We start from the raw sequence: 16,777 nt of genomic DNA, 5'->3' as shown, positions 1-16,777 counted from the left end.
GGTGATAGCTCCCTAGCCCAGCCGGGGCTTGATCTGCTCGGTGAACAAGGTCTGCTTCTGCTCGGCGCTCAGATGGCACGCGGCCGCGCGCCCCAGCTCCAGCAGCGGGCGCTCGTCGGTGCAGCGGGCACCGCCGACCTCGCCGGTGAAGCCGCAGCGCGGGTGGAAGCCGCAGCCGGAGGGCGGGGTGAGCAGGCTCGGCGGCGCCCCGGGGATCGGGTGCAGCTCCTCGTGGACGTCCGAGGAGAGCCGGGGCATCGAGCTCAGCAGGCCCCAGGTGTACGGGTGCTGGGGCTGGGTGAGGATCTCCTTGACGGAGCCCCGCTCCACGGCGCGGCCCGCATACATCACCAGCAGGTCGTCCGCGGTGTTGGCGACCACGCCGAGGTCGTGGGTGATCAGGATGATGGCGGAGCCGAACTCCTGCTGGAGGTCCTTGAGGAGGTCGAGGATCTGCGCCTGGACGGTGACGTCCAGGGCGGTGGTCGGCTCGTCGGCGATCAGCAGCTCGGGGTTGCAGACCAGCGACATGGCGATCATCGCGCGCTGGCGCATACCGCCGGAGAACTGGTGTGGATAGTCGTCCACCCGCAGGCTGGGCTGCGGGATACCGACCTTGGTCAGCATCTCGATGGCGCGCTGCCGGCCCTCGCGCTTGCTGGCGCCGGTGTGCTTGATGAACGGCTCCGCGATCTGCCGGCCGACCGTGTAGTACGGCGACAGGGCGGTCAGCGCGTCCTGGAAGATCATGGCCATCTTGTTGCCGCGGAGCTTCTCCAGGGTCTTCTCCCTGGCCCCGGTCAACTCCTGGCCCTCCAGCGTGATTTCGCCGGAGAGCTCGGTGTTCTTGGGGTTGTGCAGCCCCAGGATGGCGAGGTTGGTGACGGACTTGCCGGATCCCGATTCGCCGACGATGCCGAGCGTCTGCCCGCGTTCCAGGTCGAAGGAGAGGCCGTCGACCGCCTTGACGATGCCGTCCTCGGTGGAGAACCGCACATGCAGGTCGCGGACGGAGAGGAAGGGGTCCGATCCGGTCGGGACCGGCGTGTCCTCGGTCTTGGTGAGTGTGGTCACTTGGGCTCTCCTAGGACAGGCGCACGCGCGGGTCGATGAGGGCGTACGTCGCATCCACGATGATGTTGAACACCAGGATCAGGGCGGCGCTGAAGATCAACACGCCCAGGATCATGGGGAGATCGAGGGTGATGACGGAGTTGATCGCCAGCCGGCCCAGACCGGCCAGCGAGAAGGTGTACTCGGTGATCATGGCGCCGCCGAACAGCGAGCTCAGGTCGATGCCGAGGATCGTGACGATCGGGATCAGCGAGCCGCGCCAGGCGTAGCGCATGAAGACGTAGCGCGCCGGCATGCCCTTGGCCTTGGCCGTGCGGACATGCTCCTCCTGGAGCTGCTCGATCATCGTCGAGCGCGCCATACGGGTGTACTGGGCGGTGAAGATCGTCGACATCACCAGCCACGGCAGCAGCAGGCCCATGAACCAGCCGCCCGGATTGCTGGTGAGCTCCACGTACTTGGGGGAGGCCATGAGGCCGCTGTAGACGAAGATGCCGAGGACGATCGGCCCCAGGATGTAGATCTGCACCGAGCTGAGCACCATGGAGGCCCCGGTGACCGTCTTGTCCAGCAGCGAGCCCTTCTTCCAGGCGGCCAGCAGACCGGCACCCAGGCCGATCACCAGGAACGCGACCGCGCCGCCGACGGCCAGCGAGGCCGTGGTGGGCAGCCGGTCCATCATCGTCGTCCAGACGTCCTGCTTGGTGGCGAAGGAGTAGCCGAAGCAGGGGGCGTCGCAGTGCCCGATGGTGTAGTCGCGGCCCGTGAAGATCCCGGCGAGGAAGTCCCAGTACTGCGTCGGCAGGGGCTTGTCGAGGCCGAGGTTGTGATGGATCAGGGCGACATTGTCGGCGGTGCAGTTCTTGCCGCACGCCATCATGGCCGGGTCGCCCGTGGAGAAGAACACGAAGAACGTGAAGGCGCTCAACAGGAGAAGGATGACGACCGCGCCGAAAATCCGGCGGAATAGGAAGGGAAGCATGGCAGTTCGCTGCTCTCAGGACGGCGGCGGCTGTGGGGAGTGACGAAGTGGCGGGGAAGGCCCCGGAGAGCGCGCGCTCCGCCGTGCCGCGCGCTCTCCGGACCGCCTTCCGGTGCTTGCTGCTGTGTGCGTCCTACTTCTTGAGGAACACCGTGTTCACGTCCAGGTAGTTGGTGTCGCTGTTGTAGCGGGCACCACCCACGTTGGAGCCGTGCAGCTGGAGAATCTTGGTGTAGAAGACCGGGGCGGCCGGGTTGACCTTCTCCACGATGTACTGGTGCAGCTTCTGCCACTCCGTGGTCTGCTTCTTGACGTCCGTGATCTTCTCGATCCGGTCGATCTCGGAGCTGACCTTCTTGTCGCGGATGTGGGAGTAGTTGGCCGCGCCGTCCTGGATCTGACGGGGGTCGTACGACGGCGGGATGACGGTGGAGGCGTCCGCCCAGTCCTGGCCCCAGCCGGTCATGTAGATGTCGAAGCCGTTGTCGACCTTGCCCATCTGCTGGTACCAGGAGGAGGAGTCGACCTCCTTCTTCTGGACGTCGAAGCCGGCCTTGTTCAGGGCGTCCTCGATGACCGCGGCTTCCTTCTGGCGGATCTCGGTGTTGGAGTAGGCGTAGACGAGCTTCTTGCCCGTGGCGCCGGCCTCCTTGAGGAGCTTCTTGGCCTTCTCCGGCTCACCGTTGGGGTGCGTGAGCTTGCCGTAGGGGTCGTAGCCCTTCTTGTAGCCCGCCACAGTCGGGGCGAGCAGACCGCCGGCGACCTCACCGCCGTAGCTGCCGCCGTTGATGCGGACGATCTGGGCGTTCGGCATGGCGTAGGTGATCGCATCGCGGATCTTCTTGTCCTTGATGCGGTCCATGTTCATGTTCATCTGCCAGACGTAGGGCTGGTAGCCCTGCACCAGGCGCTTGCTGGCGCTGGGGTTGTCCAGCACCTGCTTGGTCTGCGTCGGCTCCACCGAGTTGGTGAAGCTGATCGCGTTCTTGGCCTCGCCCTGGTCGGACATCAGGCGCTTGGTGGAGTCCGAGAACTGGTGGTTGAAGGTGATGTCGAAGGCGTCGACGTACTGGTGCCGCGACGGGTCCGTCTTCGGGTCCCAGTTCGTGTTGCGCACCAGCTTGGCGCCCTTGCCCTCCTTGAAGGAGGCGAACTTGTACGGGCCGGCGCAGACCGGCTTGACGTCGTAATTCTCCTTGGTGTCCTTCGCGCCCTCGGGGACGACGCTGTAGCCCGCCATGGCGAGCGCGTAGGGCACCTGCGACTGCGGCTTCTTGAAGTGGAAGATGACGGTCTTGTCGTCCGGGGTGTCCAGGACGGTCTTGGGCAGGTGGTCACCCTTGTACGGACCGTCCGGCAGCGCCTTGCGGTACGAGGTGCCCGAGCCCGACAGCCACGTCTGCATGTACGTGGGGCCGTCGGTGATGAACTTGGCGTACATCCGCTCGAAGGTGTGGCGGATGTCCTTCGAGGTGATCGGCTTGCCGTCCTCGAACTTGATGCCGTCCTTGAGCGTGTACTTCCACGTCTTGCCGCCGTCGGACATCTGGCCCGCGTCGGTGGCGAGGTCACCGACCACCGTCTTCTCGCCCGCGTCGTCCTGCTTGTACGTGGTCAGGCCACGGAAGATCAGCTTGGACACGTCGCCCAGGTCGCTGACGTACATCTGCGCCGGGTCCAGGTGGTTGAAGCTGTCACGCTGGAAGACACGCATGGTGCCGCCCTTGCGGGACCCCTTGACGTCGGCGGCCGGGCCGGTGGAGTCGGCGGCCGTGCCGAGCGCCACGGTCTTGGACTGCGCGGCGGCGTCCTTGTCCGTCTGGGACTTGTCCTTGCCGCTGCTGCCGCCGCTGCTGCAGCCGGTGAGAGCGAGTGAACCGGCCGCCAGGGCCACGATCACGGCGCGTGCTCTGCGCGTAGATAGTGCGTTCATGGGGTTGCAAGCACCTGCCTGTCGGTTGTTGTCCAGATGTGCTGTCTGACGCAACCGGTACGAGCCCGGCCCAGGGGTGACAGCTGCCCCCTCAAATGGACGATCAGCGCCCGGACTTGGGGTCGAAGGCGTCCCGGACCGAGTCCCCGAGCAGGTTGAAGCACAGCACGAAGATCACCATCGCGGCACCGGGGAAGAGAAGGAAGGTCGGGTCGTTCTCGTAGACCATGCCGGCCGTGTGGAACAGCCGCCCCCAGTCCGGGGTCGGTTCCATGATGCCGACGCCCAGGAAGGACAGGCCGGCCTCCGCCGTGACGAACAGCGGGAGCATGTAGGTGGCCTGCACCAGGATCGGTGTGACCACGTTGGGCAGCAGTTCCTTGCGGATGATGCGCCAGGGGGAGGCCCCGGTGATCTTCGCCGCCTCGACGAACTCCCGTTCGCGCAGGGACAGCACCTGACCGCGCAGCAGCCGGGCCAGGCCCATCCACCCCAGCGCCCACTGCACCAGGATGAGCGCCACGACGCGCACATAGGTGGGGGTTTCGTCGCCCGGCGGGATGAAGAACGCGACGACCACGGGCATGAAGGCCACGAAGGTCAGCTGGCTGGGGAAGGCGAGCAGGAAGTCGATGACCCGGCCGAGCCAGTAGTCGGTCCGGCCGCCCAGATAGCCGGCCGTGATGCCCAGGAGGGTGCCGGTGATGACGACCAGGATGGTCACCGCCACCGAGATGCCCAGGGACGTACGCATGCCGTAGAGCAGGGACGTGAACAGATCGCGGCCGAGCGCGGGTTCGATGCCGAACCAGAAGTCGGCGGAGATACCGCCGTTGGCCCCCATCGGGTAGCCGAACTCGTCGAAGAGACTCGGGTCCTCGTTGCCGTAGAAGGTGTAGGGATTCTTGCCGTACAGCTTGGCGATCACCGGGGCGAGCGCGGCCACGACGAAGAAACCCAGCACCACGACAGCGCAGATGACGCCGGTGCGGTCGCGCTTGAAGCGCCGCCACATCAGTTGGCCGGGGGAACGGCCAACGAGCTCACCGTCCTTGCCGTCCTTCGTCTTCTTCAGACCCTTGGAATCAAGTCCTGGGGTGTCGGACTTGGTTGCCGCGGTCTGGGATGGACTAGTCATCGCGAAGTGCCCCCGCGCCGAGTTCTCTTGGAACGTGAAGCGGCACCTGGTCGTACCGCTGGATGAGCGGACTGTCGCAAGTGATTTATGGCGGAGTCAAGGGGATCGGGTGTGCTCGTGAACAGGTCGTCTACTTCTTGAGCGAAGATTGCGCAGATCGACGCCCAGGCGTGCTTGACAGGGGGTCGCGATATGCGTCATGGGAGACATATCGTCACTAACTTCTTTAACATGAAGGCAACTTCACTGTCGCAACACCGATATACGGACGCGCCATGATGAACAACGTACGGCCGTGCGGGTGCCGTAGACCGGCCGGGATGCCAGAGGGCGTCCCGGCCGGTTGCTGCTTTGTCCGTGTTTCGTCCGTCGCCCCGTCCGGGTCTGTTGTCCCCGGGCCGGGACTGCAGTAGACCTGCCGTGGGCACCTCCTGTGCGGGGTGCCGTGAACGAATCGGGTACTTCGACACGGACGGGGGGCGAGCCGTGTCCACAGTGCGGGACAGCGTTCTCACCCGCGGTGCGCGCGGTCTCGGCGCGCTGGTCTGCCTGCTGCTCGCGCTGCTCAGTGCCGGCTGGATCATCCGGGACCTGACCATCGCCCAGCACGGCGCGGATGTGTGGTGGTCCTGGCTCGGAGAGACGTCCCGGCCAAGGGAGTTCACCGCCTGGGCCACCTCGGCGCTCGACCCGCTGCTGGTGCTCGGCGCGCTCCTCGCCGCGGTCACCGCTCTGCGCACCACCGTCCCCTCGTCCGTGGTCACGGGCGCCCTGCTCTCCCTGGCGACCGCCACCGCACTGCTGCGGACCCCGCTGGTGTGGATGCTGGGCGCGGGCTGGCTCCAGGGGCTGGACAGCGGTCTCACGGCGCGGGCGCGGCTGACCGCCCTGACCCAACTCGCCCTGGCGGTCGCGCTGATCGTGGTGAGCGCGGCGGGGCGGCGGCCGCACGGGCCCGCGGGGCACGGTGCGCGCGGGCTGCCGGAGCCGGCGTCCTCGGCGTACGGAGTGGTCCGTGCGGTGCCGCAGGGAGTGGCACCCGGGGCGCCCGGCAGGCCGTTCAAGGGGCCGGCCGTCACCGTCGCCGTCCTCCTGGGAGCCGCCGGACTCGCCGTCACCTGCTGGGAGATCCGCTGGTGGGAGCAGCTCGGCGGGGACATCTACGGCAAGGGGCTGCTCGGCGACGCCTCCGTCTTCCGCGCGCTGTTGCAGCCCCCGGTGCACTGGCAGGCGCTGGCGCTCGCGCTGTCGGCCCTGGCGGCCGCGGCCGCCGCGCTGCGCCGGGCGGCCTGGGCCAGGCCGGCGGCGCTGACCGCCGCGTCCCTGCTGTCGGTGCACGGTGCCGTGGCACTCGTCTTCGTCCTGCGCACCGGGGAGTTGGGCCGCCTCGCCGCGCTGCCCGTCCGGGCTCAGCTGGAGGTGGGCACCGCGGCCTTCGTGGCGGCCACCGGGCTGGCCGCGGTGATCGCGGCGGGCCGGCCCGGTGTCCCGGCGGCCGCCCCGGACGCGGACGAGGTGCTGGCGTACGGCGCCGCCCCGGGCGAGGCGCGGCCGCCGCACGCCCCGCCCCCGCCGTCCACGCTCCCGCCCGGCTGGTGAGACGGGCCGAGGGGCGGGGGTCTCAGGGGGCGGGCGAACAGATCCCGTAGGGGGTGCGGGTGCCCCTGCGGAGCCACAACGGGGCAGGGGTGGAGGGTATTCCCGTGGTCAGGACGGCATTCCCAGCGACCGCTTGAGGAAGTCGACTTGGAGCAGCAGCAGGTTTTCGGCCACCTGGTCCTGTGACGCCATATGGGTCACTCCGGACAGCGGCAGCACCTCGTGCGGACGGCCCGCCGCCAGCAGCGCCGAGGACAGCCGCAGCGAATGAGCCACGACCACGTTGTCGTCCGCGAGCCCGTGCACGATCAGCATCGGGCGGTGCGGCTCCACCGCTCCGGACAGCCCCTCGTCCGTGATCAGCGAGTTCTCCGCATAGACCGCCGGTTCCTCGTCCGGATGACCGAGGTAGCGCTCCTGATAGTGGGTGTCGTACAGCCGCAGGTCGGTCACCGGCGCGCCCACCACCGCCGCGTGGAAGACATCGGGGCGGCGCAGCGCGGCGAGCCCGGCGAGATAACCGCCGAAGGACCAGCCGCGGATGGCCACCCGCTCCAGGTCAAGGGGAAAGGAACCGGCCAGCGCCTGGAGGGCATGGACCTGGTCGTCCAGCGCGCACTCCGCAATGCGCCGGGAGATCGCCTTCTCCCATGCGGGGGAGCGGCCCGGGGTCCCCCGGCCGTCCGCGACGATCACCGCGAACCCCTGGTCGGCGAACCACTGGGAGGTCAGATGGGCATGGTGCGCGGCGACCACCCGCTGGCCGTGCGGACCGCCGTACGGGTCCAGCAGCACCGGCAGCGGACCGTCGCCCTCCTGATAGCCGCCGGGCAGCAGCACCGCACACGGAATCTCCCGCTCGCCGGCCAGCACCAGGTGGGGGCGGGCGGTCAGGGACGGCTCCTCGGCGTACGAACCGATCGTGGCGAGCGTCTTCTCCCCGCCGTCGGGATCCAGCCGCACCACCTCCACCTGGGTGCCGGGCCGCTCCAGCGACGCCTGCGACAGCACGGTCAGCGCACCGCCGCGCACCGCGGACGACACCGTCGGGTACGGGCGTTCGCCCACCCGCTCCCAGCCGCCCTGGTCACCGCTGCCGCGGAACCAGGCGCGGTAGACGCCGATGTCGTGCAGATCCCTGCCGCTCGCGGAGAAGAGGACGTCGTCCTCGCCGATGTCCAGGACGGCCCTCACGTGCAGCGGCGCCCCGGTCAGCGGACGGTCGCCGACGAACAGCTTGCGCGCACCGCCCTCGTCCGCGATCCGCACCAGCCGGCCGTCCGGCGTCCAGGCGGGCACCCCGGGGAACGGCTCGACCCACACCTCGTCCTCGTCCTCGTGCACCGTCCGGGTCGCACCGGTCGCGGTGTCGACGGTCAGATAGCGCTGGTCGCGCTGGTCGCGGGCCTGGACGAGCAGCAGCGGCGGCCCGGCCGCTGACCAGTGGACGCGCGCGAGATAGGGGTAGCGCTCGGTGTCCCAGGCGATATCGGTGCGGGTGCCGTCCAGGCCGAACAGCGCGAGGGTGACCCCGGCGTTGCGGGTGCCTGCCGCCGGGTACGCGACCCGGGCGGGCTCCCGGTCCGGATGGGCGGGGTCGGAGATCCACCAGCGCCGCACCGGCGCCTCGTCGACCCGTGCGGCCAGCACCGCGTCGCTCGTTGGAGACCACCAGAAACCCCGGTAACGCCCCATCTCCTCGGCCGCGACGAACTCCGCGAGCCCCCAGGTCACCTCGGGCCCGTCCGGCTCGGCCAGCACCCGGTCCGCCGGCCCGGCCGCTGCCGCATCGCCGTCGCCCCCGTCCGTCGTCGTGGCGCCGTCCACCGCCACCACCCGCAGCCGGCCGTCCGCCACGAAGGCCACCTGCCGGCCGTCCGGCGACGGGCGGGGGTCCACCACCGGTCCCTGGACCGGGAGTTCACGGGTGGTGCCGGCGCGCAGCTCGGAGACGAACAGCCGGCCGGAGAGCGTGAACGCCGCCAACTCCACGGCGGAGTCGGCCGCATAGCCGACGATGCCCCCCGAGCTCTCCCGGGCGCGCTCGCGGCGGGCCCGCTCCTGCGGGGGAAGCTCCTCGTCCGCGCCGGCCAGCAGGGCCTGCGGGTCGGCGGCCGGGAACTCCCGCCCCTCTTCCAGGTCGAGCACCCACAACTGCTGGCTGCGATCGGTGCCCGAACGGGAGCGGAGGAAGGCGACGCGCGCGCCGTCGGGGGAGAGGGTGTAGCTGCGCGGTGCGCCCAGGGTGAAGCGCTGCGTACGGGCGTATTGCCGCGGGAACGAAGGCTGTCCGGTCATGGTGCCGAGCCTAGAGGCTGTCCGGCGGCTCAGGGCCGGGGCACGAAGTCCCGTCTGCCCGGCCCGCGGGGAGGAGCGGCTCACCCTGGTCGCACTCGTGAAGATCATGTGCGCCCCCGCTCTGCTTCCGTGCTCCGACTTATGCGCTAGCGCGGAAAGTTATGATCCCTTGGGCGTAGTGGGTACGGGGTAAAGAGCCCTTGGCCTACCCGGGTGCGCGGGGCGTGAAGACGGCCCGGGCACCCTCAATCCTGTCCGGACCGTGAGTACTTGGAGGTGAGCCGCCGTGGCACTCTCGATTTCGGCGGTGGTGCTGCTGGCGATCATCGTCTTCTTGCTTGTCAAGAAGTCTGGACTGAAGGCCCCGCATGCCTTGGTGTGCATGCTGCTGGGCTTCTATCTGGCCAGCTCGTCCATCGCGCCGACGATCAAGCAGCTGACGACGAATGTCGCCGGCATGCTCGGGAACATCAAGTTCTGAGCTGTCCCCGGCCGGCCCCGCCGTCTGCGCACCCGTCCTCCGGGCGGGCGCGCGGACGGCGGCCGGGATCGCCTGCGGACGGCGGACCGGGCGGCTCGTAGGCTGTCGGCATGACCGATCAGCCCGCCCGTCCCCCGCAGCCACCCGCCGAGGGCAGCGCCTCGCCCGCCGCCCCTTCCCGGCGGCTGCTGCTGGTGCATGCGCACCCCGACGACGAGTCGATCAACAACGGCGTGACCATGGCCAAGTATGCGGCCGAGGGCGCGCTGGTCACCCTGGTGACCTGCACCCTCGGCGAGGAGGGCGAGGTCATCCCGCCCGGGCTGGCCCATCTCGCCCCGGACCGCGACGACACCCTCGGCCCGTACCGCGCCGGCGAGCTGGCCGCCGCGATGGCGGCCCTGGGCGTCACCGACCACCGCTTCCTCGGCGGGCCGGGCCGCTACCGGGACTCCGGGATGATGGGCGCTCCCCAGAACGACCGGCCGGACGCCTTCTGGCAGGCCCCGCTCGACGAGGCGGCCGGCGAGCTGGTGGCGGTGATCCGCGAGGTCAGGCCGCAGGTTCTGGTCACCTATGACCCGGACGGCGGATACGGCCACCCCGACCACATCAAGGCGCACCGCGTCGCCATGCGCGGTGCCGAGCTCGCCGCGCGGGCGGATTTCCGGCCGGAGCTGGGCCGCGCGTATGCGATCGGGAAGATTTACTGGAACTGCAACCCCCGGTCCGTGGTCGAGGAGGGCTTCGCACGGCTGCGCGCGGCCGGCCACGGCTTCCCCGGAGTGGCCACGGTCGACGATGTGCCGGGCGTGGTGCCGGACTCCGAGGTCGCGGCGTCCCTCACCGGCGCTCCCGCGTACGCGGCGGCAAAGTCCGCGGCGATGCGGGCGCACTACACCCAGATCGCGGTCGACGGGCCGTTCTTCGCGCTCTCCAACGACCTGGGGCAGCCGTTGTTCGCCGCCGAGCACTATCGGCTGGTGCACGGAGCCCCGGGTGCCGCGGACGGGGCCCGGGAGGACGATCTCTTCGCGGGTATCGGTGAAATGACGGGTATGGAGGGCAGTGCCCGGATCGAGGAGGCGGCGGAATGAGTACGGCGAAGGGCGGCGGGACCGCCGGTGAGGGAAACGGCGGCGCGGCCTCCGGCAAGGGGAAGCGGTCGCGGGCGGGCTCGGGCGGTGGGTCCGGCGCACGGTCCGGCGCTCCCGTGGCGCCGGTGGCCGGTCCCGCGCTGACCGCACCGCTGACGGCGGGACGGGTCGCCATATATGTGCTGCTTCTGGTCGCTGGCGTCCTGGTGGCGGGCGCCGGAACGCTGGTCCAAGCGGCCTGGTTCCCCGGCGGTTTGGTGCTGGCGCTGTGCGGCGTCGGCGGCCTCTTCTACGGGGGTGCCAGGGCGACCGGCACCTCCGCGGGCGTGCTGGTGCCCGGCGCGGCCTGGCTGGTGACCGTGTTCCTGCTGCTCAGCAATGTCCGGCCGGAAGGTGACTTTCTCTTCGGCGCGGGACTCGGTTCGTACATCTTTCTGCTGGGCGGCATCGCGGTCGCTGTGATCTGCGCCACCGCGAGGCAGCTGCGCCCTGTGGGCGTCCGGCACGGCCGAGTTGGCGGATGACGTGGTCCATACCGGGACGGATGCCATGCGGGTCCGGGTGAAGGAACCGGGCCCCGGGGGTTCGCCCGGGGCGGCGGTGTTCGTACGCTCCCCGGGTGGCCGCCCGCGGCGGACAGTATGGTGGTGCGCGCCGTCGCGCCGCCCTGGGGGCACCTCCCGGCCTGTGGCCGGGGATCATCTCTGACGAGCGGCGGAGCCAACCGGGAGAACCTGCTTTGAGTCGTGAATCTGACAGTTCGTCCTCCGGCCCCCAGGGCCGTGGCGGAGCCGCGTACCCGTCCGGGACGCCACCGTACGGCTCGCCCAGGGGAGAGTCCGGCGAGAAGCCTGCGCCCGGTGCCGCGGCGCAGCCGGAGGAGCCCAAAACCGAGACCACACTGACGACGCGGATCAAGATCAACATTCCGGGGTCGCGCCCCATCCCGCCGGTCGTCGTGCGCAAGCCCGTCGGTGAGGAGTCCGGCATGAACGGATCGGCTGGTTCCGGCGGTTCCGCCGGTTCCCGGGGCGCCCCCCGCGCCGGCGAGCGGAACGCGGAGCGTACGGCGAACACCCCCCGGCCCGACGCGCCGGCGGACGAGGCCCCCGCGGGCGGCCAGTCCGAGAAGACCAGCGACTGGTTCGCGCCGCGCAAGCCACAGGCCGGGTCCGCCGGTCCGTCCTCGTCCACCGGCTCCCACGCGGTGCCGCCCGCCCCCGGCGGTGCGACCCCGCCGCGCGGTCCGTCGGGCCCGGCTTCGCCGCAGCGCCCCGACCTGCCGTACTTCTCCGACAGCCCGGCCCCGCAGGAGGGCGGCTCGCCGTTCGACGGCGGTGCCCGGCCGGGCGGCGGTTCGCCGTTCGACGGCGGTCCGCGCGGTGGTGCCTCGCCGTTCGACGGTGCGGCGCCCGGCGGCGGTTCGCCGTTCGACACCCCCGGCGGGCCCGCCCGCGACCACAGCCCGTTCGACGCCCCGGCGGGCGGCCCGAGCGGCCCGAGCGGTCCCACGACCGGCCCGGCCCGCGGCAGCTCCGCGCTCAACCTCCCGCCCGGCTTCAGCGACCCCGCCACCGGCGGCACGCCCCGGATCGACGACACCGCGGAGCTCACCCCGCAGCCGCCGGCCCCGCTCGCCGGACCGGGCAGCGGCCTCGGCGGCAGCGGCGGCGTCACGGGCGGACTGCCCGGAGCCCCCAAGGGCCCCGGCGGCCCGAAGGGCAAGCGCGGGCCGAAGGGCCCCCAGGACGGCGGGCCGGGCGGCGCCCCCGGCGGCCGTGACCGGGTCTCCGGCGACACGCTGGTCAGCGGCATCCCGACGGTCCCCGGGGCCGAGAAGCCGTCGTCCCCGTCACCGTTCGCGAATGCCCCGGCCGGTGAGGGCGACAGCGCCGCCCCCAAGCCGCGGCCCAAGATCCCCGAGCCGATCAACCCGCCCAAGAAGGGCCGCAACAAGCTCGTTCTCGTGGGTGTCGCCGTCGTGGTGCTGGCCGGTGTCGCCTATGGCGCGGGGCTGCTGCTCGACCACGCCGATGTGCCCAACGGCACCACCGCGCTCGGTGTGGACATCGGCGGCACCACCAAGGAAGAGGCCGTCAAGAAGCTGGCGACGGCGCTCAAGGACAGCCGCACCGCGCCGCTCAAGCTCACCGTCGACGGCAAGTCCGCCACCCTCCATCCCGCCAGGGCGGGCCTGGACATCGACCCGCAGGCGACGGTCCGCAGGGCGGCCGGCCGGGACTACAACCCGGTCTCCGTCATCGGCTCGCTGTTCGGCGTGCACCGCACGGCCGATCCCGCGGTGATCGTCGACGACGAGAAGCTGCAGATCGCCCTGCAGAACGCCACGGGCCCCGGGGGCGCCTCCGAGGACGGCGGGATCACCTTCGAGAAGGGCAAGGCGGTGCCGCACTACGGCGCGCCCCACAAGGCGATCGACGTGGGCGCGTCCAAGAAGAAGGTCACCGACGCCTACCGCAAGCGCGCGGCGACCGGCACCGACGCACCCGTGGTGCTGGCCGCCGGCATTCAGCAGCCACAGGTCAGCAAGGCCGCGGTGGACAGGGCGATGAAGCAGTTCGCCGAGCCCGCGATGTCCGGTCTGGTGACGGTCCGTACGGACGCGGCGCACACGGTCTCCTTCAGCCCGCAGAAGTCCATCCCGAAGTTCCTGTCGTTCAAGATCATCAATGGTGCTCTGGTGCCGTACTACGACCGGCCGGCCCTCAAGGAGCTCTACGGCGACACCTTCAACGGCGTCATGGTGACCAAGGGCGACGGCTCCAAGCACCCGGTCAGCGTCGAGGAGGTGGCGGGCGCGGTCGGCAAGGCACTGCTCGGCACCAGCCCGGCCGAGCGGGTCCAGACCATCGCCACCGACGGCAACTGACCGCCACACAGCGCAAAACCGCAGGTGAGAGGCCCCCAAGGGCGCTTTCTCGGATCCTCCGAGAAGGCACCCGGGGGCCTCTCGGCTGTGTCCGGGGCGAGCGGACCGGCCGCCCCCGGTGCGGCGTGCGGCGGATTCCCGCAGGCTGGAAGTGTTATGGCTGCCGACCGACCCACGGAGAGCCGCCGCCTCGCTCCCGTGCTGCTGATTCTCGCGATCCTCGTCGTCACCGTGCTGGACTCCACGACCGGCCCGGAGCTGCACATCTCGGCCTTCATGGGCATCGCCCCGCTGTACGCCGCGCTGCGCTGCCCGTTCCGGCAGACGCTCCTGGTGGCGGCCGTCTTCGTGGTGTGCCTGACCTACGTCGACATCTTCACCGTGCCCGACTGGGCCCCGGCCAGCCGGGTCGTCGGCATCTTCGGTGTGTTCCTGGTGGCCGCCTTCTCGCTGGTGCTGTGCCGCACCCGGCTGCAGCGGGAGGCGCTGCACGCCCGGACGAGCCTGGTGGCCGACACCGTCCAGCGGGCGATGCTGCGCGAGTTGCCGCTCAGCGCCGGGGCGGTCGATGCGTACGGCTTCTATGTCTCCGCGCAGGAGGGGGCCCGGGTCGGCGGGGACATCTACGAGGCCAGCGACACGCCCTACGGGCTGCGGCTGATGATCGGCGACGTGCAGGGCAAGGGCATGCCGGCGATCGGCGCGGGCCTGGAGGTACTGGTCGCGTTCCGGGAGGCCGCCCAGCACCAGGAGTCACTGGAATCGGTGGTGGAGCGCATGGAGCAGGCGCTGGCCCGCTACAACACCCGCTCGGCCGAGGAGGGCACCGACGAGCGCTTCGTCACCGCGCTGCTGATGGAGGTGCGCGGCACGGACGGTGCGACGGAGGGCCGGGTGCTGTCCTGCGGCCACATCCCGTACTACCTGGTGCGGCACGGTGAGGTCCACGAGCGCCGGGACGGTGAGGGCGCGCTGCCGCTCGGTCTGGGCGCGCTCAGCGGCGAGCCCCGCCACAGCGTCCGGGTGGCCCCCGAACCCGACGACTGGATCGTGCTGTGCACGGACGGGGTGACCGAGGCGCGCGGCAAGGACGGCGAGTTCTACCCGCTCGCCGAGCGGCTGGCCGGGTGGACCCGCCTGGAGCCCGCCGAGCTGGCCCGTACCCTCCGTGCCGACCTCGAAAGCTTCACCGGCGGCCGGCTCAAGGACGATGCGACCGTGCTGGTCGTCCGGCGGCGGACGCACCCCGCCCCCGACGCTCAGTTGAGCATGGCCCGTGCCGCCGCGGCCTGACGCCGTATCGCGGTCGCCCCGGCCGGCTCGACGGCCTCCACCACCCGGGCGTACTCCTCCAGCTCGGCCGCCCCGGCAAGGAACTCACCACGCTGCACGAGAAGTTGGGCGCGCTCATGGCGCAGCCGCGCCGGATGGCTGGGCAGCAGCAGCGACAGCTCCAGCGCCCACAGTTGCACCGCGCTGTGCTCCGGGCGGGCCTGCGCCCAGGCCCGGATGTTGTTGAGCATCCGCAGCACGATCTCCAGCGGATCGGCGGGCGTCATCGTCTGTGCGCTCAGCGGCTCCCCGGTGGCCCCCGCGACCAGCAGCTCCGCGTCCTCGTCGGTGAGCGGCCGCCCGCCCGCGAACGGATCGGCCAGGACGTGGGTGCCGGCGGGGTCACCGAAGCCGACGACGAAATGGCCCGGCAGCGCCACCCCGTACACCGGGGCACCGGCCCGCCGTGCGACCTCCATCCACACCACCGACAGCAGGATCGGCAGGCCCCGGCGCCGCCGCAGCACCTCGTGCAGCAGCGAGGACTCCAGCCGCCGGTAGTCGGCGGGCGAGCCGGCGAAGCCGCACCGGGTGCCGAGCAGCTCGGCGAGATTGCGGGCCCAGGCCCCGGGGCCGCCGGCCGGGGCATAGGGAAGCAGCCCGGCCAGCCGGTCCAGCTCGATCTGGGCCGCGTCGCGGCCCGCCTCGTCCAGCGCGGGATCGGCCTCGGCGCCGATCAGCAGGCACAGCAGCGCCAGGTCGGGCCGCTCGGCCCGCGCGGCCTCGGCGAACTGCTGCCGCCGTGCGGCGCGGGCGTCCTCCCGCTCCGGCTCGGGTTCCTGGGGCATATCGGTCAGATACCCGTTCAGCGCCGGCCGCCCGGCAGGGCACGCCGGTAGTGATAGCCGTGGTGGTCGGCGAAGCCGAGCCGGTCGTAGAACGCGAGCGCGCCCGTGTTGTCGGCCTCGACCTGCAGATACGCGGCCGAGGCGCCCTCCTCCAGGGCCCGCTCGGCGAGCGCCGCCATCACTCGCGTGGCCAGCCCCTGCCGTCGCGCGGCCGGGGCCACCTCCAGCGCCGCGAAGCCCGCCCAGCGCCCGTCGACGACCAGCCGCCCGATCGCCGCCGTCCCGCCGTCCGCGCCGCGCACCGTCGCGAACCACACCGAGGGCCCGCCGGTCAGCACCCGCAGGGCGGTCCGCGCGGCCTGTGCCGACGGGTCGGCCTCGCCGGTCCGGTTGTACAGGGCCAGCCAGTCCGCGCCGGGCTCCCGCGACAGGGTGACGCACGAAAGGTCCGCCGCGGTGTCGGCGAGCGGTGCCAGCGCCGCGGTCCGGACCGTGGTGTGCCGCTCGTCGGTCCAGCCGCGCTCCGCCAGCTCCGCGTCCAGCCGTGCGTCGGTGTCCGCCTGCCCGGTGGCGACCACGATTACGGGCGGCAGGCCGCGCTCGTCATACCACTGGCCGATCCGCTCCAGTGCGGTCTCCAGCGGGACGCCGGGGTCGCCGAGCGGCAGGACGGAATTGGCGCGGCGGGTGAATCCTCCGGAGGCCCGCAGCGTCCACTCCCCGAGACGCTCCGTCTCCACGGCGGGCCAGCCGCGGGCCGCGACGGTCTGGAGCTCCAGGGCGGTGGCCGCGGGACCCCGCCTGCGGCCCGGCTCCCCCGAGGGGCGCGCGGCACCGTGCCGGGCGGCGGCGGGGCGGTCGGGCACGACCTTGGCCGCCACCAGTGCGGACTCCTCGATCCGGACGGTCTCACCGCTGCGCCGTGTGATGCTCAGCACACCTTGATCCCAGGATGTGAGAACGCCGACCGCGTCGGTGAACGCAGGAACCCCCGCACCGCCCCCGGTCAGACGCCGGACGGATACCCTTTTGCCCACGTCAGCACGGGTGATACGGACCTCCGCGCGTCCGCCGGCCAGGAATTCCATCGCTCAAACCGCCCCTCTTGTTCGTCTCGCGCCCGGGAACGGAGATACTAGATGGCGGGCATCGACGACGCCGCGCT

Annotated in this window: 13 protein-coding genes; 6 read left to right on the top strand and 7 right to left on the bottom strand. The window is 71.3% G+C overall.

All coding sequences use genetic code 11. The annotated features are described in order from the left end of the window. Positions 1–12: 12 nt before the first annotated feature. The 4 genes from SLV14N_RS13495 to SLV14N_RS13480 form a co-directional block, all read right to left on the bottom strand. On the bottom strand, positions 13–1,074 hold the full coding sequence (locus SLV14N_RS13495) for an ABC transporter ATP-binding protein (protein WP_208681134.1): 1,062 nt from the start codon (positions 1,072–1,074) through the stop codon (positions 13–15). 10 nt (positions 1,075–1,084) lie between these two features. Beyond that, the gene (locus tag SLV14N_RS13490) at positions 1,085–2,056 is read right to left on the bottom strand and encodes an ABC transporter permease (protein ID WP_208681133.1); all 972 of its coding nucleotides are present in this window, start codon (positions 2,054–2,056) and stop codon (positions 1,085–1,087) included. 133 nt (positions 2,057–2,189) lie between these two features. Continuing rightward, positions 2,190–3,989, bottom strand: a complete 1,800-nt coding sequence (locus tag SLV14N_RS13485) for an ABC transporter substrate-binding protein (RefSeq protein ID WP_208681132.1) — start codon at positions 3,987–3,989, stop codon at positions 2,190–2,192. Between the two features lie 103 nt (positions 3,990–4,092). Continuing rightward, positions 4,093–5,127 (bottom strand): ABC transporter permease, encoded by a 1,035-nt coding sequence (locus SLV14N_RS13480; RefSeq protein WP_208681131.1) that lies wholly within the window; start codon positions 5,125–5,127, stop codon positions 4,093–4,095. 486 nt (positions 5,128–5,613) lie between these two features. Here SLV14N_RS13480 and SLV14N_RS13475 point away from each other — a divergent pair, with 486 nt between their 5' ends. Next, positions 5,614–6,726 carry a hypothetical protein gene (locus SLV14N_RS13475; RefSeq protein WP_263269440.1) on the top strand — a complete coding sequence of 371 codons (1,113 nt, stop codon included), beginning with the start codon at positions 5,614–5,616 and terminating at the stop codon, positions 6,724–6,726. 108 nt (positions 6,727–6,834) lie between these two features. Here the strand turns inward: SLV14N_RS13475 and SLV14N_RS13470 are convergent, their stop codons facing one another. Continuing rightward, positions 6,835–9,024 (bottom strand): prolyl oligopeptidase family serine peptidase, encoded by a 2,190-nt coding sequence (locus SLV14N_RS13470; protein WP_208681130.1) that lies wholly within the window; start codon positions 9,022–9,024, stop codon positions 6,835–6,837. Between the two features lie 286 nt (positions 9,025–9,310). Here SLV14N_RS13470 and SLV14N_RS13465 point away from each other — a divergent pair, with 286 nt between their 5' ends. The 5 genes from SLV14N_RS13465 (at position 9,311) to SLV14N_RS13445 (ending at position 14,785) form a co-directional block, all read left to right on the top strand. Then, positions 9,311–9,505 (top strand): hypothetical protein, encoded by a 195-nt coding sequence (locus SLV14N_RS13465; RefSeq protein WP_006603310.1) that lies wholly within the window; start codon positions 9,311–9,313, stop codon positions 9,503–9,505. Between the two features lie 110 nt (positions 9,506–9,615). After that, positions 9,616–10,602, top strand: a complete 987-nt coding sequence (mshB, locus tag SLV14N_RS13460) for an N-acetyl-1-D-myo-inositol-2-amino-2-deoxy-alpha-D-glucopyranoside deacetylase (RefSeq protein WP_263269439.1) — start codon at positions 9,616–9,618, stop codon at positions 10,600–10,602. After that, positions 10,599–11,126, top strand: coding sequence for a DUF6113 family protein (locus tag SLV14N_RS13455; protein ID WP_263269438.1), 528 nt, complete (start codon positions 10,599–10,601; stop codon positions 11,124–11,126). The genes mshB and SLV14N_RS13455 overlap by 4 nt, the downstream gene beginning before the upstream one ends. A 464-nt stretch (positions 11,127–11,590) precedes the next feature. Next, a complete protein-coding gene (locus SLV14N_RS13450; RefSeq protein WP_263269437.1) occupies positions 11,591–13,492 on the top strand; it encodes a hypothetical protein in 1,902 nt (633 codons plus the stop codon). 156 nt (positions 13,493–13,648) lie between these two features. Next, a complete protein-coding gene (locus SLV14N_RS13445) occupies positions 13,649–14,785 on the top strand; it encodes a PP2C family protein-serine/threonine phosphatase (protein ID WP_208681126.1) in 1,137 nt (378 codons plus the stop codon). Here the strand turns inward: SLV14N_RS13445 and SLV14N_RS13440 are convergent. Together SLV14N_RS13440 and SLV14N_RS13435 are read right to left on the bottom strand one after the other, a co-directional pair. Then, a complete protein-coding gene (locus SLV14N_RS13440; RefSeq protein WP_263269436.1) occupies positions 14,752–15,612 on the bottom strand; it encodes a transglutaminase-like domain-containing protein in 861 nt (286 codons plus the stop codon). The two genes, SLV14N_RS13445 and SLV14N_RS13440, sit on opposite strands and share 34 nt — an antisense overlap. A gap of 17 nt (positions 15,613–15,629) precedes the next feature. After that, positions 15,630–16,700, bottom strand: a complete 1,071-nt coding sequence (locus SLV14N_RS13435; protein WP_208681124.1) for a GNAT family N-acetyltransferase — start codon at positions 16,698–16,700, stop codon at positions 15,630–15,632. Positions 16,701–16,777: the final 77 nt, after the last annotated feature.

The sequence above is a fragment of the Streptomyces sp. Je 1-4 4N24 genome (genome assembly GCF_026239515.1).
In the GTDB taxonomy this organism is placed as follows: domain Bacteria; phylum Actinomycetota; class Actinomycetes; order Streptomycetales; family Streptomycetaceae; genus Streptomyces; species Streptomyces nigrescens.
Note: the sequence above shows the minus strand (reverse complement) of the source record. Positions and strands in the feature narration are given on the sequence as shown.

Excerpts from the sequence above, each read along its gene's own strand:
- SLV14N_RS13490 (WP_208681133.1), bottom strand. The coding sequence starts at position 2,056 with ATGCTTCCCTTCCTATTCCGCCGGATTTTCGGCGCGGTCGTCATCCTT.
- SLV14N_RS13485 (WP_208681132.1), bottom strand. The coding sequence starts at position 3,989 with ATGAACGCACTATCTACGCGCAGAGCACGCGCCGTGATCGTGGCCCTG.
- SLV14N_RS13480 (WP_208681131.1), bottom strand. The coding sequence starts at position 5,127 with ATGACTAGTCCATCCCAGACCGCGGCAACCAAGTCCGACACCCCAGGA.
- SLV14N_RS13470 (WP_208681130.1), bottom strand. The coding sequence starts at position 9,024 with ATGACCGGACAGCCTTCGTTCCCGCGGCAATACGCCCGTACGCAGCGC.
- mshB (WP_263269439.1), top strand. The coding sequence starts at position 9,616 with ATGACCGATCAGCCCGCCCGTCCCCCGCAGCCACCCGCCGAGGGCAGC.
- SLV14N_RS13455 (WP_263269438.1), top strand. The coding sequence starts at position 10,599 with ATGAGTACGGCGAAGGGCGGCGGGACCGCCGGTGAGGGAAACGGCGGC.
- SLV14N_RS13450 (WP_263269437.1), top strand. The coding sequence starts at position 11,591 with ATGAACGGATCGGCTGGTTCCGGCGGTTCCGCCGGTTCCCGGGGCGCC.
- SLV14N_RS13445 (WP_208681126.1), top strand. The coding sequence starts at position 13,649 with ATGGCTGCCGACCGACCCACGGAGAGCCGCCGCCTCGCTCCCGTGCTG.
- SLV14N_RS13440 (WP_263269436.1), bottom strand. The coding sequence starts at position 15,612 with ATGCCCCAGGAACCCGAGCCGGAGCGGGAGGACGCCCGCGCCGCACGG.
- SLV14N_RS13435 (WP_208681124.1), bottom strand. The coding sequence starts at position 16,700 with ATGGAATTCCTGGCCGGCGGACGCGCGGAGGTCCGTATCACCCGTGCT.